The sequence below is a fragment of the Acinetobacter sichuanensis genome, from assembly GCF_003024515.2.
GTDB lineage: Bacteria > Pseudomonadota > Gammaproteobacteria > Pseudomonadales > Moraxellaceae > Acinetobacter > Acinetobacter sichuanensis.
In genome coordinates this window covers 107,652-130,279 of record NZ_PYIX02000004.1, presented here as the reverse complement: position 1 = coordinate 130,279, position 22,628 = coordinate 107,652, and the positions used below count along the sequence as shown (strand labels likewise).

The following is a 22,628-nucleotide window of genomic DNA, read 5'->3' as shown; positions in this document are numbered from 1 at the left end:
TTTAAATGATTGAAAAGCTCCGAAATGGGGCTTTTCTTTATTATATTTAGCAAAAGTTGGCAATTGCTCTACTTCCACGTGTTCAATCATGTTGTCATTCTTTTCTATTTTGCACAGCTTATCCTATAACTTTGTTATAGTCAGATAAAACCATTTTGATGACTGACTATGCAATTCAACTCTCGCTATCCATCTTTAAATTCTAAACTCTACCATGAACAAATGCCCTCACCCCTCAAAGGCGCAAAAGCAGGACATTTTAATGCAGCTTTGGCAGATGAGTTACAGTGGTCAGAAGATGAAAAAGCTGAGTGGGTTGAAATCTGTAGCGGACAAAAAACTTTTCCTGAGTTTCATCCTCTGGCAATGGTCTATGCAGGACATCAATTTGGACAATGGGCAGGACAACTCGGTGATGGACGAGGCTTACTGATTGCTCAGATTCTAAATAAAAATAATCAAACCATCGACTTGCATTTAAAAGGTGCAGGCTCAACGCCTTACTCTCGTATGGGTGATGGACGTGCAGTACTGCGCTCTGTCATCCGTGAATATCTGGCAGGTCATGCACTGAATGCGCTTGGTGTACCTTCAAGCAATTCCGTCGGATTCACGACATCTGAACAAGGCGTACAGCGTGAAAAACTGGAACTTGGCGCAATGATGCTCCGCACGTCTGACTGTCATATTCGTTTGGGTCATTTTGAATGGATCAATCAATACCAACCTGAACTACTCAAAGAATTTACCGAAAAATGCATTGAATGGCATTATCCTGAATGCTTAAAAGCTGAAAATCCTATTTTGGCATTTGCCACTAAAGTTATTCAAAACACAGCCATCATGATTGCAAAATGGCAATTGGTGGGGTTTGCTCACGGTGTGATGAATACTGATAATTTAAACATTACAGGTTCAACTTTAGACTTTGGACCTTATGGTTTTATGGAGCGTTTCCGCCCGAATTGGATCAATAATCACAGTGATTATAATGGTCGTTATACCTACCAAAACCAACCAAGTATTGCCCATTGGAATCTATGGAATTGGCTCAATCATTTAATTCCTTTGGCAACACCTGAAAATAAAGAACAATTTAAACAAGACCTTGCTGATAGCTTAGAACATTTTGAGCCAACATTTTTAGAATATTACACGCATGGTTTATGTCAAAAACTCGGACTGCCAAGTTTTCATAAAGACAGCTTTGATTGTGGGATGGCATTTTTAAGAATTTTACAAACAGAGCAACTCGATTACACCGACAGTTTTCTTCGTCTGCAACGCAAAGAATATGAAGCCATTAAAGATGATTGTCTGGATCGTCGTCAGTTTGAAGACTTTTTGGCACAATATGAAAGTATTCGAACAAATCAAGAGACTGACGAACTTGATGGAGAAATGTTTAAAGCCAATCCTGTGTATATTTTACGCAACCATATGGCACAAACAGCAATCGAACTTGCGGAACGTGGTGATTTTTCAGAAGTCGATCGTCTGTTTAAATTACTCAGTCAACCATTCATCAAACAAGTCGATTTGGAAAAAGCTGAAGATTTAGCACCATTACCAAGTGATGTGCCTGAAGTGATGGTCAGTTGTTCATCATAAATAAATGTTAACTTGCCAATGGGTAGCTTGTTCTACCCTTTGTCATTCAAAAGAAAATTTAAACAATATCACCACAACATAAGCTTTTATTTTTTGTAAAATATTGATTAGATCGATAAGTTATTTTAACAATGAATAAAAAAATTATATTTTTCATTTTCTTTTTGCTTTTCATTATCATCGGAATATTGGTTTATCAAAAATATGCCCGCTATCTACCTACTGAAACATCTGCGATTCATGTACAAAATTTAACGCCAACTGAAATCAATAAAATTCGCCAAGAAACGCCCATCACTGAAGTTAAAGCCTATAAATCAGCACGTCACATTCAATTATTACATCACAAGCAAGTCATCCGTGACTATCCTATGCGCTTAGGTTTTGAACCGATTGGGCATAAAGTCCAAGAAGGTGATGGAAAAACCCCTGAGGGACAATACGTTTTAGATTAGCGTAATCCGAAAAGTGCTTTTTATAAATCCCTGCATGTGTCCTATCCCAATGCACAGGATCAAGCTAAAGCCAAACAATTGGGCGTTTCCGCAGGCGGTGATATTATGATTCATGGTTCAGCGACAACGGCTCAAGTAGAAAAATTACCGAAATTGATGGATTATTTACCTCGTAATGACTGGACATGGGGCTGTATGGCAGTACGCAATGTGGATATGGATGAAATCTGGAAATTGGTGGATGATGGAACCATCATCACAATTTATCCATAAATGATATGTACTCAATATAGGAACTTCGCATGAATGAATCTGAAATTCAACAATATGCAATGCAAATTGCCACTCAGCAAGTACTTGCTGAATTAAGTTATCCCTTTGGTGAAGATATCCATGTTTTTAAAGTCATGAATAAAATTTTCTTACTCACATCTACCGCACAGGGACAAATTTTTGTCAATTTAAAAGTACAACCTGAACAATCTGAAATTTTACGTGAACTCTATCCTTCTATAAAAATGGGCTATCACATGAATAAAAAACATTGGATTTCAATTTATGCAGGTGAAAAAATTGATGCGCAGTTGATCGAAGATTTAGTCAAAACATCGTATCAGTTGGTGACAGAACAACTGACTAAAAAGCAAAAACAAGCTCTCGCGATACATTCAACCATTTAATAATTTTTTTAATTTACAATGTGTCGAACGAAAGAAATCACTATACGAATTAAAAAAACAAAAATATGAAAAAAGCCTTCAATAAACCACTGATCAAGTAGAACTTCTTCTGCTACATCAGATTTCCAACTTCGTCTTTCTTGTGAATATGGCGCAATAAAATAGGTTAAAACAAACAGGATGACCATAATAACAAGCAAAATATAATACTGCGAACCTGTACTAAAAAATGCAATCAAACAGCCAAATGCTGACAGAAAACACAGTACTGCAAGAAATCGACGAAGATGATAATAATCTGATGGATTTAACATTCAATACTCTTATTTATAATGTAAAAATGGTTAAATTAATTTTTATAATCGCAAAATAAACAAAGTTTTTAGCTGATATTTTTATCTTCTCTCTCGTTTTAAATGATCATTTTTTAAGAAGAGTTATACACTTTTATACCCAAAAACTGTGGATAAACCTGTGTCTATCCACAATATATGTTTCAGTTTGTAAATTTTTTAATCTTCTGGATATTCAAAACGGTAGCCTACACCATAAACTGCTTGCACCCATTCATGACGGTTTCCTGTTTCCGCAGCATCCGATATTTTACGACGTAAGTTTTTGATATGACTATCAATAACACGGTCAGCAACATCAAAACTATCAGGATTAATATGGTCTAAAAGTTGTGCACGAGAATAAACCTGTCCGACATGTTCTAAGAATAACTCTAATAAACGAAATTCAGTTGGTGTTAAATTCAACGATTTTTGTTGATACCAAATGCGTTGTTGTGCTTTATCCATACGGAATAAGTTATTTTCCTCAGGCTCAGCTTTACGCTCTAAACGACGTAAAACAGCTTGTACACGTGCCACCAATTCTTTAGGGCTAAATGGCTTACATACATAATCATCTGCGCCCATATTTAGACCCAACACACGGTCAATTTCTTCAGTACGGGCAGTGACCATAATAATGGGCAAGTCAGATTGTTCACGTACTTTACGGCAAATCGTTAAGCCGTCCATACGCGGCACCATCAAGTCCAAAATCATCAAACTTGGCTTACGTTGCAAAAAGCTATCATATGCTTCTTGCCCATCATGAAACATACTGACTTCTAAGCCTGCTGCTTCAAGATAATCTCGCACTAACTGTGCAAGTTCCACTTCATCTTCTACAAGCATAATATGTTTCATGCTGTCTTTTTCCTTCTTAATGCTTTGTTTGTTTCGGGAAAGTCAACTTACAACGTAAACCGCCTAAAGGAGAATGGTCAAATGTAAGCTCACCACCTAAAGCTTGTGCAATTTTACCTGACAATGCTAAACCTAAACCTGTGCCACCTGTACTACGTGTACGTGAATCATCCACTCGATAGAAACGCTCACCCAACTTTTCTAGCTGCTCATCTGTTAAACCAAATGGACTATCATCAACATAAATTGTCCAAAATTGTGCATCTTGTACAGTATGTATGTGGACTTTACCACCTGCTTCAGTATAACGAATACTATTCCCTAGTAAGTTGACCATAATTTGTTTAAAGCGGTCTATGTCTAATTGTAATTTCGCACCATCACCTTGAACTTCAACGGATAGATCTGCCTGTTCAAATTTAGGTTTAAAATTTTCTACTTCCTGCACGACCATTGACCAAGGATCAACTTCAGCAAAATAACATTTCAATTGTTGTGCTTCGGCTTGTGCCAAATCTGCCAAGTCTTGCGTCAGTTTTTTCAAACTTGTGACTTGACGTAGCATAGATGCAAAATGTTCAGGCGTTGGTTTACGAATCCCATCCTGCATTGCCTCAATTTGAGCTTGTAACACAGCCAATGGCGTTTTGAGCTCATGTGAAGTATCTGCGACCCATTGGCGACGTGAGGTTTCATGCTGATCAAGAATAATCGCTAATTGATTAATTTCATTAGACAAATCTCCCAATTCATCATTACGATTTACAATCACTTGATGCTGATAATTACCTTTTGTTAACTCACGAGTTGCATTTAGCAAGCGTTGAATTGGCTTTTTAAAATACGTTGCCAATAATAATGCTGCAACCAAACTACTGATTAAAGTCAAAATATAAATCAGTACCAAATAACGTTTTTGATTACTAAAAAAATTAATACTTAATGCATCATCTTGATCTAAAACAGGTTTTAAACCCAAATAACCCACCACCTTATTATTTACAATCACTGGGCGATATGACACTGGATCTTCTGAAGGCTCACCTAAAATAAATTGATGTTTTGCATCATACAAAGATAAACGTGAACTTAAACCCAAACGATCTGGCATAGAAATAAAACGTTTTTTGCCATCTTGCTTCAATGTAGACACTGAAGTCTGGCTTTTATTATTTTTTTCAGGCGGTTTAAAAAAGTTTTGATTTGCACTTAATGGAAATTTTAAACCCTCAAAAGGTTGAAACTGCGAAGGTAAATTTTCTTGTAAGATTTGCAACTCAACAGGATCAATCTTATTTTGGTTAGTTGCTGTATCGTGTGCAATCTGATTGACTAGCGTATGCTCTTTAAAATAACGTTGTTGCAACGCAATATCATATTGACGTCTTAACCACCAACGTGACAATTTATCATAATCATCAGGCGCTGCATCACCCTCAATTTGCAAAATTTGAGCCTGAACTGCATTGCCCCAATCATGATATAAACCATAGACATCAGCTAAGTTATCGATTAAATAATCGAGTTTTTGCATTTCGACATCGGCAACATATTTAGCAAAGTTTTTTTGCATCGTCCAATGAAGTACACCTAAACTGACCGTCGTAATCAATAAAGTCGTGAGCAAAACGGTCAAAAATAGACGTAACGCAATAGGAACTCGGCGTATATTCAAAATGAGGCTCACACATTTTCTTCTCTGTTTTGTATTGTAACCAACAGGGACTCAAAATACTCTCCATTGTTTCTACATCATTATTATTTAATCTTTAAGCATTGATAAATATTTGAAACTTGTTATTGGAGCAGCCTCAATGAAAGCAACCTCTAAAATTGTACTTGTAACCGCAAGTATTTTGAGTATGACAGCATTGACTGCTTGTCAATCTACAAATACTCCTAAACATGATCATGATGCTCGTATGATGGGACATCATCAGCATGGTCGCCAAATGACACCTGAACAACGCGCACAAATGAAACAAATGCGCGAAGAGCGCAAAGCTATGCATGCACAAATTCAAAAAGCATGCGATGGTAAAGCTTTAGGACAAGCCGTACAGATTAAAGCAGGTGAAAAAACACTGGATGGCTCATGCAATATGGTTTTTAAAATTGATCGTAAAGCCATGAACGAAATGCGTGATGCTCGACATGATCAAGGTCGTATGATGCATGGGCATCATAGAGGTGAACGCCATATGCAACAAATGACCGAAGAACAACGTGCTCAGCTTCAACAGCAACGTGAACAAAAACGTGCTGAACGACAAGCGCAATGGGAAACCATGCAAAAAGCATGTGTAGGTCAAAACAATGGTCAAGCCATTCAAGTGAAATTAGGCGATAAGACTGTAAATGGCACATGTCTTGTTAAATTCCAAGCACAAAAACAAACTCAACCGATGCAACCTTTGGTTCCTACCAATGATCTAAAAGTTTCATAATTTTTTAAGTATTTTTTCTACATCAAAATCGCTTTTCGGAGCGATTTTTTTACATCTATATTTCAGCCATTGCTGTCTTATATTTTAAAATTCAACAAGTTTAGTCCTCATTTGAGGAATAGTATTCATCAATATTTTCCTTAATATTCAAAGTGAATAATGAAATCATTCACCTCAAGTCAATTTAGAGCATCATCTATTTTACTTGATCGGTTTCATTTCTAATTCATTAAAAATAAAGATGATTTTTAATTTTTCATCATATTAAAAATATGGATATCAATTTAGGGGAAAAGATATGAAATTTAAACTCAGTACTGTCACCTGCTCTATTTTATGTGCAACAACTTTGGTTGCCTGTGGAGGTACAGACGATATTATTGACGCCATTATTGATAAAGTTTTACCTCCAATGCCAGAGGAAACCATCGTCACAGCAGATTTAAATCAAGGGCGTGTTGCTATCCCACTAGAATTTATAGATGCGAAAACAGGTCAAATCGTTCAAGAAAAAATCTCGCTTCATGCAGAAGATGATATCGCCCAAAGCAATGTCTATGAAGATCCTACGCAACAGAACAGTCAAAATGGTTATGCTTACATCTATCTCACAGCCGATGCGGCAAAAAGTGCATCAAGCAATAAACCTGTCAAACTCAGAGTGATCATTTCTGCGGATGGCTACTTCACAACAAGCACAGATATCATTTATACAGGTCATCCAATCAGCCTACAAAAAATCAGTCTAGTCAGCAAGGCTGCCCCACCTGCGGGTATTGCTGTTGCATTACAAAAAGATGTTAAAACAGATACTTCAGGTAAATTACTCAAAGATATTCAACTTACTGCTAAAACAACTGATGTCGCTTCAAAAGGTGCGGCTGCGAGTTTTAGCTTAGCTGCTAACACCATTTTAAAAGATGAAAAAGGACAAGCACTTATAGGTGATTTAAAAGTCAGTATTGGTTACTTTAGTCCAAAAACTGAGAATATTGGAGCCGTCTTCCCTGGTGGTCTAAATCCAGATCAGGTCAAAGTATTTGAAAATAATCAATGGCAATTACAACAGGGTTATTTTGTCACAGCAGGTTTAATGGCAGTCGATATTACAGACGCGCAAGGACGTAAAGCTCATTTACTCAGTAATGGTCAAGGTACCATGACCATTCAAACACCTGCGGGGCTACTGAATCCTGAAACCAACTTACCTGTCAAAGATGGTGATACGATTCCTGTGTGGAGTCATAGTGAAACAACAGGTCTATGGCAACAAGAACTTGTGGGCAAGTTTAAACAAAATGCGCAAGGTAATTTTGATGTGAGCTACCAAGTTTCACATTTATCGTATTGGAATTTAGATTGGCATTATAGTCGTGTGTGCTCACCTGCGCTGCCGATTACCTTTAACAAACAGTTTAATACTCATCAACCTTTAAAAATCGAAGTCGATATTGCCAATATTGGTGTTTATAACACCTTCTATGTCAAAAATTCTAACGAATTTAAAGGTTTATCTAATGCACCTCAAGATCGAGCAATCACCTTTAAAGTCAAACAAAACAATACCGTAGTGGGACAAGGTTATAAAGCAGCAAACTCATGTAATACAGTGAATATCAATATTACAGGACAACTGCAAACATCTCGAGAGATTCCAACGCAAGTTTATATTACTGCGCCAAAAGGCTTTACCAAAGCTGAACTTTCTATACTTTTAGATAACATTAGCTCACTCTCAAGTGCTGAAAAAACTGCGATTTTAAAACTCACTCATCCCTCTGATCCAAATGCTAAATTTAGCATTAACCAGAATACCTTAAAGAAATTTATGGATTTAGGTGTTGATGTTAAAGAAATTGCTTTGATTCAAGCAGTATTGAGTATCAAAATTCAGGCAAATGGCTATTTCTTTGGAACGGATAGTTTTAACAATAATCATGCTGCATATGTGAATGATCAAGGGAAAATGACACTGTTCGCACTTCAGCAAGACTTCAGTTTTAATGCACCGAAAACCATCACCTACAACACTGTAAATTGGTGGACTCAACAACCCGAGACTTATTCATATCAGCAGTATTCTGCGAGTCTACATGGTTACACAAAAAATGCGCAAGGATATTATCAAAGCACATATATTCCACTTAAAAATGCAGTGACAATCAAAAAGACAGACACTCAAGCGACCATTATTTTTGAAGATATTTCCGCGCTTCAACAAATTATGAAAAATATTAAAAAATAATTTTGCTTGATTGAAAGATTGTGAGCGAGTTGGTTTTATTTCACTAAAACAGGCTCGCTTTTTTCTATTTTAAAAATTTCTCTGAGCAAATAGCGTTACTTTTATATTGTGTGATTTGTCATCCTGACAAAATCATGACTAGAAATATCTTTTTACGATTTTGACTATTTGTTACCTTATTTTCACTATAAAACTGTTTACACTCAAAGCACTTACAATATTGACACTATTTTTCTTTGACTTTACAGTCACAGAGAAATCACACAGAAATACTTGTACGTTATTATAAGTTGTTGCACGATGTACATAACAACTATGTGTCGATGAAGACACGCATCGTATTTATTAGGATTATAAATCTGGTTTAACCAGTATTGAGGAAACCGATATGCCACAATACAAAGCGCCCTTACGTGATATGCAATTCGTTTTACATGAATTATTAAATGTCGAAGAACACTACGCTAAACTCCCTGCATTTTCTGAAACCGTAAGCCGTGAGTTGGTTGATCAATATTTAGAGGCTGCGGCTGACTTTTGTGAAAATGAACTTTCTCCACTCAATCAAGTGGGTGACCGTGAAGGTTGTACATGGAATGATGGCGTTGTAACAACACCAACAGGTTTCAAAGAAGCGTATCAAAAATATATTGAACTTGGTTTCCCATCGCTTTCTGTACCAGAAGAACATGGCGGTCAAGGTTTACCTGGCTCATTAGGTACAGTTATCTCTGAAATGGTGGGTTCTGCAAACTGGGCATGGGGTATGTATCCTGGTCTTTCTCATGGTGCAGTACGTACCATCGAGCATCACGGTTCTGCTGAGCAAAAAGAAATTTATTTACCAAAACTGGTTTCAGGTGAATGGACAGGTACCATGTGTTTAACAGAATCTCATGCAGGTTCTGACTTAGGTATTATCCGCTCTAAAGCTGAACCACAAGCCGATGGCAGCTTCGCAATCTCGGGTGAGAAGATCTTTATCTCAGCGGGTGAGCATGATATGGCTGAGAACATTATTCATATTGTTCTTGCACGTCTGCCAGGCGCGCCAAAAGGCACCAAAGGTATTTCATTGTTTATCGTGCCTAAATTCAATGTGAATGCAGATGGCTCTATTGCAGATCGTAATGGTGTACGTTGTGGTTCAATTGAACACAAAATGGGGATTCATGGTAACTCAACGTGTGTGATCAACTTTGATAATGCAAAAGGCTTCCTGATTGGACCTGAAAACAAAGGCTTACATTGCATGTTCACATTTATGAACACTGCGCGTATTGGTACTGCTGTTCAAGGTTTGACTGCTTCTGAATCTTCTTTCCAAGGTGCGCTTGCTTATGCAAAAGATCGTTTAGCAATGCGTTCACTTTCTGGTCCTAAAGCACCTGAAAAAGAAGCAGATCCAATCATTGTGCACCCTGCTGTACGTAATATGCTCATGACGCAAAAAGCATTTGCTGAAGGTGGTCGTGCTTTAGTTTATTTCTTATCTCAATACGCTGATGTTGTTGAGCAAGGTGTTACTGAAGAAGAACGTAAATTTGCTGACAATATCTTGTCTTTATTAACACCTATTGCAAAAGCATTCTTAACTGAAACAGGTTCAGAATCTGCAAAACATGGCGTACAAGTATTTGGTGGTCACGGCTTTATTTCTGAACACGGTATGGAGCAAATTGTACGTGATACACGTATCTCTTGCTTATATGAAGGTACAACTGAAATTCAAGCACTTGATTTACTTGGTCGTAAAGTTTTAGGTACTCAAGGTGCAATGTTGAAAGACTTCACTAAGATCATCCATAAATTTATCGAAGCAAACAAAGACAATGCTGAGTTAAAAGAGTTCTTAGAACCACTTGCTGCACTCAACAAAGAGTGGGGTGATTTGACCATGCAAATTGGTATGAAAGCGATGCAAAACCCAGATGAAGTGGGTGCTTCGGCTGTTGATTACCTCTATTTCTCAGGTTATATCACACTGGCATTCTTATGGGCGCGTATGGCACTAGTTGCACAAGAAACTTTGGCAGCAGGTACAAATGATGCTGATTTCTATAAAGCAAAAATTACCACTGCACAGTTCTACTTTAAGAAAATTTTACCACGTGTACGCTCACATGTTGACGTTATCGCAGGTGGCTTAGACCCATTAATGGCTTTAGATGCTGAACACTTCGCATTCTGATGCTAAATATCTAACAGATATTAAAAAACTGTACTCTTGAGTGCAGAAATACAGAAAGGACGGTCATAGCTTTAACCGTCCTTTTTCTTTATAAATAGACCGTAATTTAACTTACTTAAGTCGTCTAACAACATTGAAAATCGTTGCTTATACTGATTTAGGTCAACAGATTCAAACAAAAAACAGGTGAACGAACATGCCAATTTATAATGCGCCACTTGCGGATATGAAATTCATTTTAAATGACGTATTTAATGCAGAGCAATTCTGGCAAGCCAATGAAAAACTTGCTCATGTTGATGCTGCAACAGCTGAAGCAATTTTAGAAGAAATGGCGAAGTTTGCACAAAATGTCACCCTTCCCTTAAACCGTACAGGTGATGAAGAAGGTGCAAGCTATAGTAATGGCACTGTGTCTACACCTGCTGGTTTTAAAGAAGCATTCCAACAATATGCTGAAGGCGGTTGGATTGGTTTAGGTGCTGACGAAGAATGGGGCGGTCAGGCAATGCCTAAAATGCTGACTGTACTTTCTGATGAAATGCTCTTTGCAACAAACCCATCATTCATGCTCTACCCGCTTCTGTCTATTGGTGCAGGTATGGCATTAAACAGCTATGCATCACAAGAGCAAAAAGAAACCTATTTACCGAAAATGTACGCAGGTGAATGGTCAGGTACTATGTGTTTGACTGAACCGCATGCAGGTACAGACTTAGGGATTATCAAAACCAAAGCTGAACCAAATACAGATGGTACATACAACATTACAGGTACAAAAATCTTCATTACAGGTGGTGATCACGACCTTTCTGAAAATATTATTCACCTTGTTTTAGCAAAAACACCAAATGCGCCTGCAGGCTCACGAGGTATTTCGCTATTCATCGTACCGAAATTTATTGTCAATGCAGATGGCTCACTTGGCGAACGCAATGCTGTAGGTGCAGGCTCAATTGAACACAAAATGGGCATCAAAGCATCTGCTACTTGCGTAATGAACTTTGATGGTGCTAAAGGCTATCTCGTAGGTAAAGAAAACGAAGGTTTAGCTGCAATGTTCGTGATGATGAACTACGAACGTTTGTCAATGGGGATTCAAGGTCTAGGTGCTTCTGAATACGCTTACCAAAATGCTGCGCAATATGCGACAGATCGTTTGCAAGGTCGTAGTGCACAAGGCGTTCAATATCCAAACAAACCTGCGGACAGCATCCTTGTTCATGGTGATGTACGTCGTATGTTGCTCAATGCTCGTGCGAATAACGAAGCTTCTCGTGCATTTGCAGTGTATGTAGGTCAACAGCTCGACATCACGAAATTCTCTACAGATGCAGAAGCTGTAGCAGCTGCAAATAACCGTGTTGCATTACTAACTCCAATTGCTAAAGCCTATTTAACTGATACTGCTTTTGATGCTGCCATTGATGCACAAATGGTCTTTGGTGGTCATGGCTTTATCCGTGAATGGGGTATGGAACAATGTGTTCGTGACTTGCGTATTGCACAAATTTACGAAGGAACCAACGGCGTTCAATCTCAGGATTTAATTGGTCGTAAAACCATTAAATGCAATGGTGCATTTATTGCAGAATACATTGCTGAAATCCGTGATTTTGCCAATGACTTGGATTCGGACTTAAACTTCATTAAAGATGCAACTTTAGACGTTGCAACTGAAATTGAAGTGGTGACACAGCGTATTCTTGAACGTGCTAAAGAACATGCTGATTTTTCCAATGCTGTAGCGGTTGATTACTTACATGCAGTTGGTTTGCTCAGCTTTACTTATATGTTTGCACGTATTGCCAAAGCGGCATCAGCGAAAGAAGGTCAATTCTACCAAGACAAATTGGCATTGACACATTACTTCATTCAACGTGTGCTGCCTGACCTAAGCTCACGTATTGCTAAAATCAAATCTGGTGCAGAAGTGATTATGGGCTTTAGCGAAGATTACTTTACCAATCAGGCTTAAGTTCAAAACCTTTTAAATAGGTTTTAGACTTTGAAAATACCCTCAATTTGTAAAAATTGGGGGTGTTTTTATTTAAAGTCCGTTGGTAAGTACATTTTTGATTAATACTCTTTAGAGCCGTCTGGACTGGTTTTAAATATCTCAGGTAATTCGGCATTTTCAGTAAAAGCCTCACCTTTAAAAATATTTACAACTTCAATTTTACCCATGATTTGCTGATTAAACTCATCCAAACGTTCCGCAGGTATCCACATTTCCTGACAAAAATCATCACCTACAGTATGTACTTCAAATTGAGCCAAATACTCATCTGCCAACTCAAAACGTGTGACATAACCAATGTAACCACTCGCTTGATCTTTGGTATTCCAATCTAATGCAATCTTTTCAGCATACTTTTGATTGAGTACAGGATAAAAAATGGGTTGCCAATACAAACGTGGTGGAAATGCTCGAAAATTTGTACTTTCAATTAAACGATATTCAAATAATCCAACTGGGCGATATAAATACATATTTGTCCTTATTTTTATCAAAATTGATCTTTGTATTGATCTTAAATGACAGATTAATATTTTCAAAATTTTATTTGCTTCTCAACTGGCTTTCATGTGTATGAAATTTGCATGGTTTTTAATAACTTCTTGCAAAAGTCAAAAATGATCATTAATTGAAAGAGAAATTTGTATTAAAAGTCCCTTCTCTTGCGCCGTATACGGCTCAGGGATGAGTAGCAAAGCTACGCAAGAGGATGAGGGAAATTTCATATAAATCCTCTCCCTCTTGCGCGTAACTACGCTCATCCTTTAAAAGGAGAGGGAACTTCCTTTGTGAACTAATTATTAATCACAAACCCACTTCCCCAAGAAGTTTAATGAAAGAAACTTTTTTAATTCAAAAATGGAGGACAACATGAACAAAGACCCGCGTATAGAGAAAATTGAAAAAATCCTCGACAAATTTGGCAATCTTGCTGTTGAAGCCTTTCATTATTTAGCACTTTTTATTATTGGCTGTATGATTGCATGGTCTGCGGTACATACCATTGTAGAAATTTTAACGGTTAAAAAATACGCCAGTATTGATGATATTTTATTATTATTCATTTATCTGGAACTCGGTGCAATGGTTGGAATTTACTTTAAAACCAACCATATGCCTGTACGCTTTCTGATTTATATTGCCATTACAGCACTGACTCGGCTACTGATTTCAGACATTCAACATGATCATAAAGCGGATATGGACCAAATTATTATCACAGGTTCTATTTTAATTTTAGCGATTTCCATTTTAATTGTGCGATTTGCTTCATGGAAATTTCCTTCGGTGATTCGGGAAAAACAGCACGATCACCCTGTACCGCATGGCAAAACGCCACGCCCAGAGGATGATGAACTGGCTTAGAAAAAAACCACTTTAGAAATCTATCATTTTACGACAAACCACCTCACCCTCTTCTTAAATCAAGGAGAGGGAATTATGTTGGAGGTCGATATCTATTGATCTAGCGATCATTAGGGATTTGAATATAACGCCCATTTTCATAGATCCAATGCATACCAACCTGAGGATCAGGCAAACCATAACGTCGCCAATCACTGATCAGCATATATTGTGAACTTTCTATTCGCCCACCCTCACCATTAACATAACCATAACTGCTGCCCGAATACTGCGTCTGGGTTGGAAATTGCTGTTGATAAATAATCGTTACACCATTTTGTTGTGGGTAAACAGGATAAGGCTGATTTGGATAGCTTTGATGTGGGTAATGCGGATAATTTGGATAAGAATTTCCCCATTGCCCATAATTTTGTGGTGGTCGAATGGGAATCTGTTTGCTTTGAGTTAAACCATTTTGGTCAGTGTATTGATACGTTTGCGTTGGAATCTGATGTTGATGACGCTCTTTCATACGATAGTTTGACCAATCTTGTGCTCCTGCCCACGTCATTGTTGATAATGTGGTCACCATCAGAGAGAGTACTAAAGCTAATCTATTCATCATGACCTCATGGATACGTTCAAAAGTTTTTTATATTTTAAAGCCAAATTAAAGATAAATAATGGATATTTTATAATCAATTTTAAACGCTATTGATGGCTTTTCAATACATCATAAGGTCTATTGATCACACAATCTGCTAAGATATTATTTTTAAATCTGATGGATGCTATGTTGTGGCTGAACTGAGTTTTGACCGTTTACATCAATTTTTTTGTAAAGTACCAAGTGTACAAGAAGCATTTATAGACAGTTATGGTACAGATGGAAAATCTGCATGGTGGTTTAAGTTTCAGATTAATATTGATCATCCACTTGCTTGGCAAACTGTACAAGAACTTGGGCACGTTTTAAATTATATTTCTAAAAATGAGCGTCTCCCAACTCAGTTTTTACCTGTCTCTCCTCCACCTTATATGAATGGTGAAGCAAAACAATTTCTAGCTTGGGTGATTCAGTGTAATCATGCTGAATTTCCACCTGATGTCATCTGTGACTGGTTAGAAGCGCGTTTGCCACAGCCTATCGAAGATGAAAGTCAGTGGAAAATCAAAACAGATATTAAAGAGTTAGACAAAATGACGGATAAAGATTTGGATAAAATCGTACCGCCAAATCCGCAACCTTAATGATCTAAACTGCAACCTTCTCCCAAAAGGAGAAGGTGAAGATTGTTTTCACTACTTATAAAAATCAAAATCCTGAGCAAATCTTTTGAATTTGCAAAGAAAAAATGATTAAAACGTCGATAAGCCACTCCATTCCATAAAACGATATACGCCATATTTCAGTTTAGATTCATCAGCATATTTAGAATAATCCACACTCATATTGCGACCATTCAAGTTCGACCAAGCTGTATTAAAATACTGCGTTGCATCAAGAAAAACTTGCTGTTGCGGATGACCAACAACACGTAGATCGGTTTCCAGATTATAGTTTTTCAGATTCCGTGCAGTAAAATTGGCAGAACCTAATATCAATTCGGCAGATTGCGCATTACGTTTGATGATCATTTTGCTATGACACTGCTCACCTTGCGTATTACACCAACGTACTTCTATGCCAGCATCATTGAGTTCAGAAGCCACTTGACGGTTTGGAATACCATTTTTCTGACGACCAAACGCATCTTTGTTCGGATCAAGTAAAATGCGTAACTTTACGCCACGATCTTTTGCTGCAATGAGTTCTGTAATAATTTGACGTTCAGATAAATAGAACATCGCCAAATCAATCTGGTCATTGGCTTTTGCTGTTTCTAGCATCTTTAAAACTGCATCATAAATTGCTTTTTCAGTCAGCACTTGTACTTGTGGATTGACTGGGCTTTCAGGCAGTTTACCCACAATCACAAAAGGAGCATCACCACCTGATAAATGTGCAACAACTTGTTCAGTTTTTAAAACATCTGTTGCTGTCGCACCATCAACCATGAGTGCAACATTTGAATGACGCGAGCTACCATCATGCGGATTTGCTGAAGTGACAATGGTTTTCCAACCCTCATCAGTATCAACTACAATGGTTTTACGATGATTTGCTTTAAAGTTAAGTAAGTTTAGATAGCTACGAACCGTAATTTTTTCTTGCCCAAATGGATTATTGAGCCAACCTTTCTCAGGGTTATTGCCTATATCTTGACAGCATAAATACCAAAAACCAGACCATGTCGGATTTGAAGCCCGTAGTGGTGTAAGATTCGTTTCAATCACCTCAATTCCGCCCTGACGTAATTTTCGATACTGCTCAGGTACTATACCGCCGTAAACAGAATTAATCGGATCTGTGATAAATTTAATCTCTAAGGTTGGATTAACGACTTTCTGGTTAATCAATGCTTGAGTTAATTGTTCAGTTAATTGACGATGTTGAGCTTTTGAATCACCTAACTCTTGATTAAATAAAAACATATCAATCACAATGGTCGTTTTTGCTTGCTTAATCAAAGCCAAAACTTGATCAAAAATATACTGATCAAGCTGTTGTTTACCCTGTGCATCGATATAGGTTTCATCTGCAATAAATTTCACATTGGCATGACGCAGTGTTCCAGTAAAATCTAAACCTTTTACGACAGGTTTATAGGTATGATAAATCGCTGAAGATAAATATCCTAAAGCCAATACACCTAAAAGAATGCTGAAATAACGACGCTTTGACCAATTCAGCTTACTGTGAATTTTATTGAAAATACGCATAAGAAAAAACCTAGACTAATGTATTCAGCCTAGGTCTAATCTCTTTATTTTTCAATAAGGGTTTGGTGAATAAAAGCAATTCAACTAAAACTTATAATCTACACCAATCACAAAATTACGCCCAATTTGTGGAATATTCGCCAAGAATGAACTATGTTCATAAATTTCTTCATCTAGCAAATTATTGGCATTGAAGTACACTTTGGCAATTTGCTTATTTGCAAATGGATGCTGATAAGCAACCCCAACATTAACCATATTGTATCCACTGCTTTCTTGCTCATAAGCGGCAAACTTATCTTGATTAAACACATGTGAATATTCAGCAGAGCCTGACCAGTTTTCGTCAAAAGTTGCATTTACACGTGTTCCTAAACGACCTGCAGGCACACGAGGCGCATTTTCATTGTCAATTTTGCCACGTACATAATCACCAAAAATCGTTGTTTTATAGATATCATTCCACTGATAAGCCACTTCTGCTTCAGTGCCATAAAACTTCGCTTCATCTTGGCTATATTGAATAAGACGGAAATTTTCATAACGATCAAGTGTACGTGCATAAATGTAATTATCGAACCAGTTATGATACAGATGAACATGATAACTGAGCTGATCACCCTCATAATGCAGCCCAAGTTCGACATTATTTGACTTTTCTTTATCTAAATTTTCATTGCCTAACTCATACGTATTGGTCGCAAAATGCCCACCATTTGAATATAACTCTTGCGCAGAAGGCAAACGCTGTTGATGTGATGCCGATAAAGATAATGTGTAATCTGGCTTAAATTCCCAATTTGCTGCACCTGAAACAGAAAAAGCATTGCCATCAAAGTCTTTTTGAGTTGAATCAATCTCTATTTTTTGATGATCCAAACGTGTGCCCAACTCTAAATGCACATCACCAAACTGACGATGCTCTAAACCAAATAGACTATATTTTTGAGTTTTATTGGGTGCAAAAATCGCTTCTTCACCTGAAATATCCAGTTTTTGCTGACTGGCTTGTACTCCCCATACACCTTCCCACTGTGCAATTGGGTTATGGACTAACTCAACACGCCCTTCGTAACCTTTACTTTTGAAAGTGGTCATTGCTTCATCACCTTCAATTTCATCATGTTGATAATCTGTATAACTCGCTTGAGCACGTAATTTTTTAAAACCTGCAAATGGGTCTTTTAACTCTGAACGAAAATCATAACGTTCTGTTTTTAAATCAATCCATGGACCCGCACCTGAGTGATCATGATCATGTCCTTCATGTTCATGTGCAGATTCATCTTCATGGTCATGATCATCATGTCCACCACAATGTAAATGATCACCATGTGGATGGCATGATTCATACTCGTGACTATGACCTGGCAGACCATATTGATCTTGGCGATTGCTATAAGACACGCCTGCAAAACCTCGTTCACCAATCCAAGATAAACCTACATTGATATTCTCTGATTCAGAGAATGTATTGCCAACACGACGCTCTTTCGTGCTGTGTGTATGATCATCATGATCTTCGGTGACGATATAATTGGGTGTAATATAATCATTGGCTTCACGCTTTAAACCTTCCACACGTAAAGCGACATTTGAGCCTAAGCCAACTGTTACCCCTGCATGTGCTAATTTTTCATCATTACCTGAGTTATAACGTACTCCAACATCCCCTGCATAACCGTCTTTTGGCATTTTTGTCGCAATTTTAGAGTCAACAACATTGACTAAACCACCGACAGAGCCTGCGCCATAAAGTAAAGTTGATGGTCCGCGAATCACTTCTATTTTTTCAGCCAGTTGTGGGTCTACAGTGACGGTATGGTCTGGTGACAAACTGGATACATCCATGTTTTCAGTTGCATTTTGTGTGACTTTTACTCGTGCGCCCTCTTGTCCACGAATCACAGGTCGACTCGAACCTGCACCAAAACTACTAGAATATACACCTAGCTCAGATTTGAGTGCTTCTCCTAAAGTTGTTCCTCCCTGCTGTAATTTTTCACGTGAAATCGTTTGATCGGCAACACCAAAATCCTGTGTACTTTGTTCTAAAGGATGTGCTGTCCAAGTTACGGCATCTAATAGTTGAACTCCATCTTCATTGATCTTATCCGTTGGCTTTGAATCTACCTGTTGATCTTCAGCCCAACTCATAGATGAAAATGTAGTTAAAATAGAAAGTGCTAAAATATGTTTAGAAAAAGACATGTGATTGCTCGCAAAGCATTATACTTTCAAAATAATTGTTATATTATAACATTTCACTTAATTTGCAATAAAAAACATTACTTTTATAAAAAATCGTTAGACTCACAGGATTTTATATTTCATTGTTTTGATATGCCTTTTACACTTTCTCATGCAGTTTTAGCACCTCCACTGGCAAAATTATCAGGCAATCGTTTACCCGTTGCTGCTCTCGCAATCGGAACGATGACGCCTGACCTGTATCGTGTTTTAGTCAAAACTGAAATTCATCTTAATCATCAATTTAAAGGCTTAATCTATCCAGATTTGTTTGTTGGTTTAATGTTTTGCTTTCTTTGGTATTGCCTTTATCGTCCAATGATTTTTCAATATTTAGCGATTGATAAACCGCTTAACATTCACTCATTTTCATCATTTATAAAATTCTTTATTTGGATGGTCATCGCGATTTTAATCGGTACTTCAACCCATATTATTTGGGATGGACTGACACATTTAGATTTTAGAACCTTTGCTTTTCAAAATTTTCTTGCTCAACCTATTCATATTTTCCATCAGACTTATCCAATGCATCGCATCTTACAAATCGGCTGTTCAATTGTCGCTTTACCATTTTTATTGTGGATGGGTCTGCATTACTTTTCAAAATACCGTATCCATAAAAAACCAAATGCGAAGCTCCAAACATTTTGCTTTCTTTTGGCTTTTATTTCGTTCTTTAGTGGCTGTGCTTATTACATTTATTTTGCAAAAAAGATGGGTTTTGTACCACAACAAACAGATCTTTATATATTTATTGGCTTTTTTATGAAAGCATTTACTCAAGGTGCAATGGTTTGTTTTACCTTAGGTTGTGTTTTATTCCACTATTTTAAATATCGAAAATATTTTGATTCAGTGCATGAATAATCTATTTAGTCACTGATGTTACGCAGTAACTCTAAAATTAAACTTTGGAGCTAGAAAAATGTGGATACACGGAAACGTCATCCGCAACGTGTTTGAGGCAGGACTACTTTAGGTAGAAATGTTTCTGCGATGTATTTATCAATTTGCGGTGGTCAACGAGTTTTGCGGATGACAATGGTTTTGCCTACTTTTCCCGAAAGAAAAGTAGGTCGAGCCGAAGGCGAATCCCAAATTTTAACTTTAGATGTAAGATCCCGTCGTGTAAATTTAGCTTTTGCTTTTTTTCAGCTATTTAATTTAAATCCAATGCGTAACATCAGTTAGTCATTAAAAATTCACTTGTATCCGCTTAAATTAATCAGGCAATGTGGTAGTTTTTACTGTAAGTCCTTGTGACTCAATGCCCAAAGAGGCATAATCCTACATTCGAATAAAAGCGGTGCGCTGTTTACGTATTCGCTGAACTTAACCCATATAGTTGGATTTCTAACGCTATGATGCGAACTCATTACTGCGGTTCTTTAACCGAAGCTCAAATTGACCAAACCGTTACACTATGCGGTTGGGTACATCGTCGTCGTGACCACGGTGGTGTCATTTTCCTAGATATGCGTGACCGTGATGGTCTTGTTCAGGTTGTAATCGATCCAGATACACCTGAAGCATTTGCAACAGCAGACAAAGCACGCTCTGAATTCGTATTAAAGATTGTAGGTCGTGTACGTCGTCGCTATGAAGGCACAGAAAATGCCAATATGGTCAGCGGTCAAATCGAAGTTTTAGGTAAAGAAATTGAAGTTCTTGCTGCATCTGAAACACCGCCATTCCCATTAAATGATGAAAACTCAAATATTTCTGAAGAAATTCGTTTGAAATATCGTTTCCTCGATATCCGTCGTCCAGAAATGATTGATCGTTTACGTTTCCGTTCGAAACTGACCAACCTGATTCGTAACTATTTCGAAGAAAATGGTTTCTTAGACGTTGAAACTCCTGTTTTAACACGTGCAACCCCTGAAGGTGCACGTGACTATTTAGTGCCAAGTCGTGTTTCTAACGGTAGCTTCTATGCGCTTCCACAATCACCACAATTGTTCAAACAGTTGTTGATGGTGGGTGGTATTGACCGTTATTACCAAATTGCTAAATGTTTCCGTGACGAAGACTTACGTGCAGACCGTCAGCCAGAATTCACCCAAATCGACGTTGAAACATCGTTCATGAGTGACGATGACATCATGGATTTGATGGAAAAATTAACTGTTAAAATGTTCAAAGAACTTTTAAATGTTGAATTCGACAAATTCCCACGTATGACTTATGCAGACGCAATGCGTGACTATGCATCTGACAAACCAGATATGCGTATTCCTTTGAAACTGGTTGACGTTGCAGACATGATGCAAGACGTTGAATTCAAAGTATTCGCTGGTCCTGCAAAAGATCCTAAAGGTCGTATTGTTGCACTTCGTGTACCAGGTGCTGGTGCATTACCACGTAGCCAAATCGACGAATATACTAAATTCGTGGGTATTTACGGTGCGAAAGGCTTGGCTTATATCAAAGTCAACGAACTTGAGAAAGGTATCGAAGGTCTTCAATCTCCAATCGTTAAATTCATTGAGCCAATCGTGCTTGATTTGTTGAAACGTGTTGGTGCTGAAAATGGCGACATCGTATTCTTCGGTGCGGACAAAGCAAAAATTGTAAATGATGCAATGGGTGCTTTACGTATTAAAGTCGGTCATGACATGAAACTTGCAACTTGCGAGTGGGCACCACTTTGGGTTGTAGATTTCCCAATGTTTGAAGAAACTGACGACGGTAAATGGACTTCTGTGCATCACCCATTCACACTACCAAAATCAAGTGTTGAAGAAGTGAAGAACAACCCTGGTGCTGCTCTTTCAGTAGCATATGACATGGTTCTAAACGGTACTGAAGTTGGCGGTGGTTCTCTGCGTATCTTCAACCTTGAAATGCAAAAAGCAATCTTTGAAGCGCTTGGCATTGGTGAAGAAGAAGCCGAAGAAAAATTCAGCTTCTTGTTAAATGCATTGAAATTCGGTGCGCCTCCTCATGGTGGTTTAGCATTTGGTCTTGACCGTTTGGTGATGTTGATGACTGGTTCATCTTCGATCCGTGACGTGATTGCATTCCCGAAAACCAAAACTGCTGAATGTCCATTGACTCAAGCACCTGCACCAGTTGAACCAAATCAATTGCGTGATTTAGGTATTCGCTTACGTGAAAAACCAAAAGCTGAAAATAAAGACGCTTAATTCTTTATTTGCGTAATAAAACCCTGCCTTGGTGCAGGGTTTTTTTAATGATAAATGACCTGATCTCAACTGTCTGATATAAATCTTAAATTTAATAAATAACTGACTCTCTTTAATTTTTATTTTCGATTTGAAACTTTTAAACAGTCACTTTATATACTTTTTCAGATATGATGCAAAATATTGAACAAAGTTTCATTTATGACTCTTT

General features: G+C 37.6%; 17 protein-coding genes and 1 pseudogene. 11 read left to right on the top strand and 7 right to left on the bottom strand.

The genetic code is table 11. The features are described 5' to 3' along the window. Positions 1–168 precede the first annotated feature (168 nt). The 3 genes and pseudogenes from C9E89_RS04495 (at position 169) to C9E89_RS04485 (ending at position 2,746) form a co-directional block, all read left to right on the top strand. Positions 169–1,611: a protein adenylyltransferase SelO gene (locus C9E89_RS04495; RefSeq protein ID WP_107008057.1), complete on the top strand. Its 1,443-nt coding sequence runs from the start codon at positions 169–171 to the stop codon at positions 1,609–1,611. A gap of 131 nt (positions 1,612–1,742) precedes the next feature. Beyond that, positions 1,743–2,339 (top strand): annotated as a pseudogene (locus C9E89_RS04490) (L,D-transpeptidase family protein). A gap of 29 nt (positions 2,340–2,368) precedes the next feature. Then, positions 2,369–2,746 carry an MmcQ/YjbR family DNA-binding protein gene (locus tag C9E89_RS04485; RefSeq protein ID WP_107008058.1) on the top strand — a complete coding sequence of 126 codons (378 nt, stop codon included), beginning with the start codon at positions 2,369–2,371 and terminating at the stop codon, positions 2,744–2,746. 8 nt (positions 2,747–2,754) lie between these two features. Here C9E89_RS04485 and C9E89_RS04480 read toward each other — a convergent pair whose 3' ends face one another. The 3 genes from C9E89_RS04480 to baeS form a co-directional block, all read right to left on the bottom strand. Further along, entirely contained in the window at positions 2,755–3,060 is a 306-nt protein-coding gene (locus C9E89_RS04480) for a hypothetical protein (protein ID WP_107008059.1), read from the bottom strand. A 198-nt stretch (positions 3,061–3,258) separates the two neighbouring features. Then, positions 3,259–3,945, bottom strand: a complete 687-nt coding sequence (locus C9E89_RS04475) for a response regulator (protein ID WP_107008060.1) — start codon at positions 3,943–3,945, stop codon at positions 3,259–3,261. A gap of 16 nt (positions 3,946–3,961) precedes the next feature. Beyond that, a complete protein-coding gene (baeS, locus tag C9E89_RS04470; protein WP_107008087.1) occupies positions 3,962–5,620 on the bottom strand; it encodes a sensor histidine kinase efflux regulator BaeS in 1,659 nt (552 codons plus the stop codon). A 139-nt stretch (positions 5,621–5,759) separates the two neighbouring features. Between baeS and C9E89_RS04465 the strand changes: the two genes are divergently transcribed. The 4 genes from C9E89_RS04465 to C9E89_RS04450 all read left to right on the top strand — a co-directional run bounded on the left by C9E89_RS04465 (position 5,760) and on the right by C9E89_RS04450 (position 12,806). After that, positions 5,760–6,392, top strand: a complete 633-nt coding sequence (locus C9E89_RS04465; protein WP_107008061.1) for a hypothetical protein — start codon at positions 5,760–5,762, stop codon at positions 6,390–6,392. A 298-nt stretch (positions 6,393–6,690) separates the two neighbouring features. Beyond that, positions 6,691–8,637 carry a hypothetical protein gene (locus tag C9E89_RS04460; RefSeq protein WP_107008062.1) on the top strand — a complete coding sequence of 649 codons (1,947 nt, stop codon included), beginning with the start codon at positions 6,691–6,693 and terminating at the stop codon, positions 8,635–8,637. A 388-nt stretch (positions 8,638–9,025) separates the two neighbouring features. Next, positions 9,026–10,828 carry an acyl-CoA dehydrogenase C-terminal domain-containing protein gene (locus tag C9E89_RS04455; protein ID WP_107008063.1) on the top strand — a complete coding sequence of 601 codons (1,803 nt, stop codon included), beginning with the start codon at positions 9,026–9,028 and terminating at the stop codon, positions 10,826–10,828. 196 nt (positions 10,829–11,024) lie between these two features. Then, on the top strand, positions 11,025–12,806 hold the full coding sequence (locus C9E89_RS04450; RefSeq protein WP_107008064.1) for an acyl-CoA dehydrogenase C-terminal domain-containing protein: 1,782 nt from the start codon (positions 11,025–11,027) through the stop codon (positions 12,804–12,806). A gap of 101 nt (positions 12,807–12,907) precedes the next feature. Here C9E89_RS04450 and C9E89_RS04445 read toward each other — a convergent pair whose 3' ends face one another. Then, on the bottom strand, positions 12,908–13,321 hold the full coding sequence (locus tag C9E89_RS04445; RefSeq protein WP_107008065.1) for an ADP-ribosylation/crystallin J1: 414 nt from the start codon (positions 13,319–13,321) through the stop codon (positions 12,908–12,910). A 397-nt stretch (positions 13,322–13,718) separates the two neighbouring features. On the opposite strand from C9E89_RS04445, the gene C9E89_RS04440 reads away from it, so the two are divergent. Further along, positions 13,719–14,213, top strand: a complete 495-nt coding sequence (locus C9E89_RS04440) for a phosphate-starvation-inducible protein PsiE (RefSeq protein WP_107008066.1) — start codon at positions 13,719–13,721, stop codon at positions 14,211–14,213. Positions 14,214–14,313: 100 nt separating this feature from the next. Here C9E89_RS04440 and C9E89_RS04435 read toward each other — a convergent pair whose 3' ends face one another. Next, positions 14,314–14,814: an RcnB family protein gene (locus tag C9E89_RS04435; RefSeq protein WP_228198977.1), complete on the bottom strand. Its 501-nt coding sequence runs from the start codon at positions 14,812–14,814 to the stop codon at positions 14,314–14,316. Positions 14,815–14,990: 176 nt separating this feature from the next. On the opposite strand from C9E89_RS04435, the gene C9E89_RS04430 reads away from it, so the two are divergent. Then, a complete protein-coding gene (locus C9E89_RS04430; protein ID WP_107008068.1) occupies positions 14,991–15,443 on the top strand; it encodes a hypothetical protein in 453 nt (150 codons plus the stop codon). A 108-nt stretch (positions 15,444–15,551) separates the two neighbouring features. Here the strand turns inward: C9E89_RS04430 and C9E89_RS04425 are convergent, their stop codons facing one another. Beyond that, positions 15,552–17,015, bottom strand: a complete 1,464-nt coding sequence (locus tag C9E89_RS04425; protein ID WP_107008069.1) for a phospholipase D family protein — start codon at positions 17,013–17,015, stop codon at positions 15,552–15,554. Between the two features lie 84 nt (positions 17,016–17,099). After that, on the bottom strand, positions 17,100–19,226 hold the full coding sequence (gene znuD / locus C9E89_RS04420; RefSeq protein WP_107008070.1) for a zinc piracy TonB-dependent receptor ZnuD: 2,127 nt from the start codon (positions 19,224–19,226) through the stop codon (positions 17,100–17,102). Positions 19,227–19,358: 132 nt separating this feature from the next. On the opposite strand from znuD, the gene C9E89_RS04415 reads away from it, so the two are divergent. After that, on the top strand, positions 19,359–20,135 hold the full coding sequence (locus C9E89_RS04415) for a DUF4184 family protein (protein ID WP_107008088.1): 777 nt from the start codon (positions 19,359–19,361) through the stop codon (positions 20,133–20,135). 494 nt (positions 20,136–20,629) lie between these two features. Then, positions 20,630–22,417, top strand: coding sequence for an aspartate--tRNA ligase (gene aspS, locus C9E89_RS04410; RefSeq protein ID WP_107008071.1), 1,788 nt, complete (start codon positions 20,630–20,632; stop codon positions 22,415–22,417). The last annotated feature ends 211 nt before the right edge of the window (positions 22,418–22,628 follow it).